Here is a 5,963-nt window from a genome sequence, read left to right as displayed (position 1 = left end):
ACCGTCAACGGCCTGACGCTGGACCAGGCCGTCGAGTCGCTCTCCGCCGTCCCCGCCCGCCTGCTCGGCCTCGCCGACACCGTCGGCTCGCTGGAGACCGGCAAGAACGCCGACCTCGTCGTGGTCGACTCCGACAGCCACGACCTGGTCGCCGTGATGCGCCGGGGCGAGTGGATCACCGGCGGCGAGAAGTTCGCCACGGTCAAGCCCGCCTGACGAACCGCCGGTAGCACGACGACGGCCGCCCGCTCCCCGAGGGGAACGGGCGGCCGTCACGCGTCCGGGCGCCGTCGTCAGGCGCTGTACGGCTCCACCATGATCTGGTCGATCAGCACCGGCCCGCTCGGGTTCGAGATGGTGACGGTGTTCGAACCGGCCTGCAGCGGCGGGAGGATGAACGTCTTGAACCAGGAGGACGCCGGGTCCTGGCCGGGCGAGTAGTTCTTGAACTGCAGCCCGCTCGGCCAGTCCTTGCCGTTGACCGAGGCCGAGGCCTTCACGTCGGCCGCCGCGTTGTTGAAGTGCACGGTCAGCTTGTACGTACCGGCCGTGGCGATGTCCCCGGTCCAGCTCACCGTGGAGCCCGACTGCAACGTCAGATAGCTCCCGTCCGCCGACTTGGCGCCCTTGACGGTGTTGCCGGACGGCGCGTTCTGCCCCTGCAACTGCGCGGCGTCGACGGTGGACGGCCCGGTGGTGCCGGAGGCGCCGGCCGACGGCGAGCCGGTGGCCGACGGGCTGCCCGACCCCGAGCCCGTGCCGCTGCTCGGGGCGGGCGGCGCGGTGGTCTGGCTGCCGTTCTTGGCGTTCTTGTCGCCGTCCGGGTCCCCGCTGGAGAGCGCTATTCCGGCGCCGATCGCGATGGCCGCGACCACCGCCACCGCGCCGATCACCGCACCCTTGCTCCGCCCGCCGCTCGGCCGCTCCTCCCCCGGCTGCGGCCGGGAGCGCTCGGCGTACCGGGCCTGCTGGGTGGGCGCGCCGCCGCCGTACTCGGGCTGCTGCCCGTACGGCTGGCCCGACTGGCCGGGCTGGCCGGACTGCGGGTAGCCCTGCTGCTGCGGGGGGTACGGCTGCTGGCGCTGCTGCGGCGGGTACGACTGCTGCCCGTACTGGGCGCGGCCGACCTCCATCGGGCGGTTGTACGACGTGCGTGGCACGCCCTGCTGCGGCTCGGCCGACTGCGCGGCACTGCCGTCGGCCGGACGGTAGAGGTAACCGAAGGGGTCGTCGTCCTGCGGGGCACCGCCCTCCGGGCTCTCGGGCACTCCGTTGCTGCCGGCGGTCGTCACGGTGGTCAACTCCCCCATCGCGTTCGCGTCGCCGGACTTCCGTGCCGCCGGCGCCAGTGGTCGCTCGTACCCGGGAACCCTACCTGCCCCCGGCGACCCCCCGGAAAGACCCCTTGACAACCCGCCGGTAGCTTCGCCCCGGCTAACGGTCGCTAACCGGCCCGGCGGTGCGAGCGCTCGCCCCGGGCCCCGCGCACCGAACCGCCCCGGGCCCGCTTCTCGTCGTACATCCGTTCGTCCGCGGTGTGCAGGACTTCCTCGATGCTCATCCCGCAGCCCGCCCAACCGATGCCGAGGCTGACGCCGACCCGCATCGCCCGGCCGTCGATCCGCATCGGCGGAATGATCGCGTTGCGCAGCCGGTGGGCGAGGTCCTTGGCCTCCTCCCGGCCGATGCCGTCGGCCAGCACCACGAACTCGTCGCCGCCGAGCCGGGCCACCGTGTCGCCGTCCCGCACCGCCTGGCTGAGCCGACGGGCCACCTCGACCAGGACGGCGTCGCCCGCGTTGTGGCCGAACCGGTCGTTGATCGACTTGAAGCCGTCGAGGTCGCAGAAGATCACCGCGAGCCCCTTGTCCACCCCGGCCGCCGCACCGCCCGAGCGGAACGGGCCCGACCAGACGTCGCCGCCCGCGCCGTGGTCGGCCGGGACCACCGCGTGCACGTGCTCGCCGTACCCGCCCGGCGCTGCGGGCGGCAGCGCGTAGCCCTCGAACGCGCCGTAGTGGTGGACGGGCGCGGAGAGCGCGTCCGCACCCTCCAGGCCGTCGTACGCGGCGTGCGCGCTGTAGGAGTCGGCGGGGTAGCCGGCGTACGGCTGCGGGTACGCGCCCTCGCCGAGCCCGGCCGCCGCAGCCGCGACGGCGCCGACGGTCTGCGGTTCGTTGCAGAGCCGCCGTCCCAGCCTGGCCTTCAGCTCGGCACTGTTCGGGAGCCCGGTGAGCGCGTCGTGGCTGGCCCGGTGGGCGAGCTGGAGCTCGTGCCGCTTCCGGTCCTCGATGTCCTCGACGTGGGTGAGCAGGAAGCTCGGGCCCTCGGCCGCGTCGGCGACGATCGAGTTGCGCAGACAGACCCACTGGTAGCCGCCGTCGCGGCGGGAGAGCCGCAGCTCCGCCCGGCCGCTCTCGGCGCTGGTGCGCTCCAGCAGCGCGCGGTCGTCCGGGTGGACGAGGTCGGCGAAGCTCTGCTGGCGCAGTACCGCGCGGGGGCGGCCGAGCAGGCGGCAGAGCGCGTCGTTGACCCTGGTCAGCTGACCGCGGCCGGCGCCGTGCAGTTCGGTGATGGCCATCCCGCTGGGCGCGTACTCGAAGGCCTGGCGGAAGCTCTCCTCGCTGGCCCGCAGCGCCTGCTGTTCCTTCTCCAGGCGGGCCAGCGCGCGTTGCATCTCGGCCCGCAGCCGGGCGTTGCCGATCGCGATGGAGGCCTGGAGCGAGAACATCTCCAGCGCCTCCCTGGTCCAGGCGCCGGGCCGCTTGCCGCTGCGCGGGCGGTCCACCGAGAGGACGCCGAGCAGGTCGCCGCCGGCGCTGTACATAGGTGCGAGCAGGGCGTCGGCGGGGTGCCAGTCGTTGGCGTAGACGGGCATCGGGCCGTCGCCGATCCACCGCGGGATGTCGCTGGCCACGGCCCAGCCGCGGTCGTAGGGGAGGAAGCGGAGCGTGCCCCAGTGGTCGCTGACGCCGAGCAGCCGGTCCCAGGACTCCCGGGAGCCGACCTGGCCGAGCAGGACGGAGGGGCCGCCCATGGCGCTCTCCTCCAGCTCCCAGACGGCCGCCACCACGAGGTCCCCGTCCGGCCGGACCAGGCTGACAGCCGCCGCGTCGAAGCCGAGCCCGTGCACCGCGCCCTCGACCACGGCCTGCAGCGTGCCCGCCAGGCTGCGGGCAGCGTTGAGGTCCGCCACGACCCGGTGCAAGGTGCGGAGGGTCGCGAGACGGACGTAGGGCTCCGACTCGGCTTCCATGCGGGGGCTCCCCGGCTGCTTCGGATAGTTCTTGAATGGTTATCGTCCGATTGCCAGAAGAACTGAATCACAGGGAGCACAGCGTTCGGCACGCTCGGTCAGCAATAGGCCATCACTTGTGACTTAAATCACACGACACTTATGCGCCCTTAATCAGCTCATCCGCCCCATAACGGGACATAAGGCTTTATCGGAACATTTCTGGTGGTCGGCCGCATTGGCCGCGCACTGAAGTCATCAGGCGGCCGGCAGGCCCCCTGCCTTCACTCCTGGGGGTGAGGCCGGCCGCGAACCGTGACCTCTGCGGCCCTGGTCCTACGACCACGGTCCGATGCCCTTTCGCACCGCCGCCGACTACCGTGCGGTACGTGTACTCGTCTCCGCAGCCCGAGGCTGCCTCCCAAGCGACGCCCGACGAGTTCCGGGCGGCGCTCTCCCAGCTCGCCTCGGGCGTGAGCCTGGTGACCGTCCACGACCCGGAGGACGGCGAGGACGTCGGCATGACCGCCACGTCCTTCCTCTCCGTGTCGCTGGAGCCGCCACTGGTGCTGATCTCCGTCCGCGAGGACTCCCGGATGGACGAGGTGCTCGCCCGCACGGAGACCTGGGCGGTCTCACTGCTCTCCGAGGAGCAGAAGGCGCTCGGCTCGCGGTTCGCCATGAAGGGCCGGCTCAGCGACCGGCTGCTGTTCGCCGACGCACCGCACCACCGCGGCCCGTACAGCGACGCACCGCTGATCGACGGCGCGCTCGCCACCGTCGAGTGCCGCACCGAGCAGCGGATACCCGCCGGCGACCACACCCTGCTGCTCGGCCGCGTCCTGCAGGCGGTCGTGCCCAACCCGGGCGGCCTCCCGCTGCTCTACTTCCGCGGCGGCTACCGGCAGCTCGGCTGAGCCGCCGGGCCCGCCTACTCGCCCTTCGGGACGCGCCGGCCCTGCTTCAGCTCGGCCCGGTGCCGCTTGTTGGAGAGCCGCCGCTCGACCATGCCCCGACTCGGCTTCGTCGCCCGGCGGGTCTTCGGCGGCGGCGCGGTGGCCTCGCCCAGCAGCGACGCCAGCCGGGCCGCGGCGACCTCGCGGTTGCGCCACTGCGAGCGGTGCTCCGAGGCGCGCACCACCAGCACCCGCCCGTCCACCAGCCGGCCGGCCAGCCGCTCCAGGGCGCGCTGCTTCCACACCTCGGGCAGCGCCGCGGAGGCCGCCAGGTCGTAGCGCAGCTCGACCTGGGTGTCGGAGGTGTTGACGTGCTGGCCACCGGGGCCAGAGGAACGCGAGAAGCGCCAGACGAGCTCGGCGTCGGGGACGACCACCGACCCCCGTACGCGGATGGGCTCAGGCATGCGCCCATCATCCCGCGCCGGGGACGCGCCGGTCACGCGGTTTTACCAGGACAATGGCGTACGTGATCGAGCTCGGCTACTCCCTCTCCAACCGCTTCCCCGACCCCCCGCAGACCGACTACCGCACCGCCTCCGTGCACGCGCTGCGGTACGACCTGTTCTGCGGCGACGTCTTCCTGGACAGCGACGGCGTCGAACTGTCCACAGCCTGGGGGTGGGTGCCGGTGCTCGACTTCGCCTGGGCACTCTGCGACATCGCCGAGGAACTGGACCGCGACCCCGACGGCAGCCGCGCCGCCCGGGTGCAGACCGCCGACCTCGACTTCACCCAGAACACCGAACTGCTGCGGTTCGCCCGCCGCTTCAACTGGGTAGAGATCGGCGCCACCTGGCTGCCGGACGAGGAACCCGCCGTGGTCCGCCACAGCGACCTGCGGCGCGAGGCCCGCGACTTCCTCCAGGACACTCTGGCCGACCTCTTCGACATGCACCCCGATCTGGCCGACAATCCGACCATCTGGTCACTCCAGGGCCGCTTCCGCCGAATCTGATCGAAATTTGATCCGGCCATTGCCCTGACGTGATTCACCCAAAAGAATTTGCCGGGGAGCCTGGAACCAAGCCCACGGTCTCTCGCGTTATCCCGGGCAAAAGCAACGAAGGGACAGCAAACACCATGCCAGTGAGCCTCTCCAAGGGTGGCAACGTCTCGCTGACCAAGGAGGCCCCCGGCCTGTCCGCGGTCACCGTCGGTCTCGGCTGGGACGTCCGCACCACGACCGGCGCCGAGTTCGACCTCGACGCCAGCGCGATCGTGCTGAACGCGGACGGCAAGGTGCTGTCCAACAGCCACTTCGTCTTCTTCAACAACACCAGCACCCCGGACAGCACCGTCGTCCACACCGGCGACAACCGCACCGGTGAGGGCGCCGGCGACGACGAGGCGATCAACGTCAACCTGGCCGGCCTGCCGGCCGAGGCCGTCAAGATCACCTTCCCAGTCTCGATCTACGACGCCGTGGCCCGGTCGCAGAACTTCGGCCAGGTCCGCAACGCCTACATCCGCGTGGTCAACGCGGCCGGCGGCGCCGAGATCGCCCGCTACGACCTCTCCGAGGACGCCGCCACCGAGACCGCCATGATCTTCGGCGAGCTCTACCGCAACGGCGCCGAGTGGAAGTTCCGTGCCGTCGGCCAGGGCTACGCCTCCGGCCTAGCGGGCATCGCCCAGGACTTCGGCGTCCAGCTCTGACGCCAGCCCCGAAGCGCCCGGCCCCCTCTGTCAGGGGCCGGGCGCCTGGCGCTTTCCTCCCCCCCTCTCCCCCCAACACAGCACACAGGCCCCCCCCTGTCCCAGGACCCCCC

Annotated in this window: 7 protein-coding genes; 4 read left to right on the top strand and 3 right to left on the bottom strand. The window is 71.9% G+C overall.

Annotation, left to right across the window (positions count from 1 at the left end):
* Positions 1-216: amidohydrolase family protein (locus tag ACZ6NC_RS36925; RefSeq protein ID WP_465738256.1), on the top strand; the 216-nt coding region annotated here is incomplete at its 5' end.
* Between the two features lie 77 nt (positions 217-293).
* Here the strand turns inward: ACZ6NC_RS36925 and ACZ6NC_RS36920 are convergent.
* Both ACZ6NC_RS36920 and ACZ6NC_RS36915 read right to left on the bottom strand, forming a co-directional pair.
* Positions 294-1,301, bottom strand: a complete 1,008-nt coding sequence (locus ACZ6NC_RS36920; protein WP_465738255.1) for a carbohydrate-binding protein — start codon at positions 1,299-1,301, stop codon at positions 294-296.
* 143 nt (positions 1,302-1,444) lie between these two features.
* Entirely contained in the window at positions 1,445-3,256 is a 1,812-nt protein-coding gene (locus ACZ6NC_RS36915; protein ID WP_465738254.1) for a GGDEF domain-containing protein, read from the bottom strand.
* Between the two features lie 368 nt (positions 3,257-3,624).
* Here ACZ6NC_RS36915 and ACZ6NC_RS36910 point away from each other — a divergent pair, with 368 nt between their 5' ends.
* Positions 3,625-4,152 carry a flavin reductase family protein gene (locus ACZ6NC_RS36910; protein ID WP_465738253.1) on the top strand — a complete coding sequence of 176 codons (528 nt, stop codon included), beginning with the start codon at positions 3,625-3,627 and terminating at the stop codon, positions 4,150-4,152.
* Positions 4,153-4,166: 14 nt separating this feature from the next.
* Here the strand turns inward: ACZ6NC_RS36910 and arfB are convergent, their stop codons facing one another.
* The gene (gene arfB, locus ACZ6NC_RS36905; protein WP_465738252.1) at positions 4,167-4,598 is read right to left on the bottom strand and encodes an alternative ribosome rescue aminoacyl-tRNA hydrolase ArfB; all 432 of its coding nucleotides are present in this window, start codon (positions 4,596-4,598) and stop codon (positions 4,167-4,169) included.
* Positions 4,599-4,651: 53 nt separating this feature from the next.
* On the opposite strand from arfB, the gene ACZ6NC_RS36900 reads away from it, so the two are divergent.
* Together ACZ6NC_RS36900 and ACZ6NC_RS36895 are read left to right on the top strand one after the other, a co-directional pair.
* Positions 4,652-5,149, top strand: a complete 498-nt coding sequence (locus ACZ6NC_RS36900; RefSeq protein WP_465738251.1) for a hypothetical protein — start codon at positions 4,652-4,654, stop codon at positions 5,147-5,149.
* Positions 5,150-5,274: 125 nt separating this feature from the next.
* Complete coding sequence (locus tag ACZ6NC_RS36895; protein ID WP_148643379.1) at positions 5,275-5,850, top strand: TerD family protein; 576 nt, start codon at positions 5,275-5,277, stop codon at positions 5,848-5,850.
* Positions 5,851-5,963: the final 113 nt, after the last annotated feature.

The sequence above is a fragment of the Kitasatospora sp. NPDC041988 genome, from assembly GCF_055588525.1.
This window is presented reverse-complemented; position numbering and strand designations above follow the sequence as displayed.

What these genes read in the sequence shown, in the direction of transcription:
- ACZ6NC_RS36915 (WP_465738254.1), bottom strand. Translation starts at nt 3,256, where the DNA reads ATGGAAGCCGAGTCGGAGCCCTACGTCCGTCTCGCGACCCTCCGCACC.
- arfB (WP_465738252.1), bottom strand. Translation starts at nt 4,598, where the DNA reads ATGCCTGAGCCCATCCGCGTACGGGGGTCGGTGGTCGTCCCCGACGCC.
- ACZ6NC_RS36900 (WP_465738251.1), top strand. Translation starts at nt 4,652, where the DNA reads ATGGCGTACGTGATCGAGCTCGGCTACTCCCTCTCCAACCGCTTCCCC.
- ACZ6NC_RS36895 (WP_148643379.1), top strand. Translation starts at nt 5,275, where the DNA reads ATGCCAGTGAGCCTCTCCAAGGGTGGCAACGTCTCGCTGACCAAGGAG.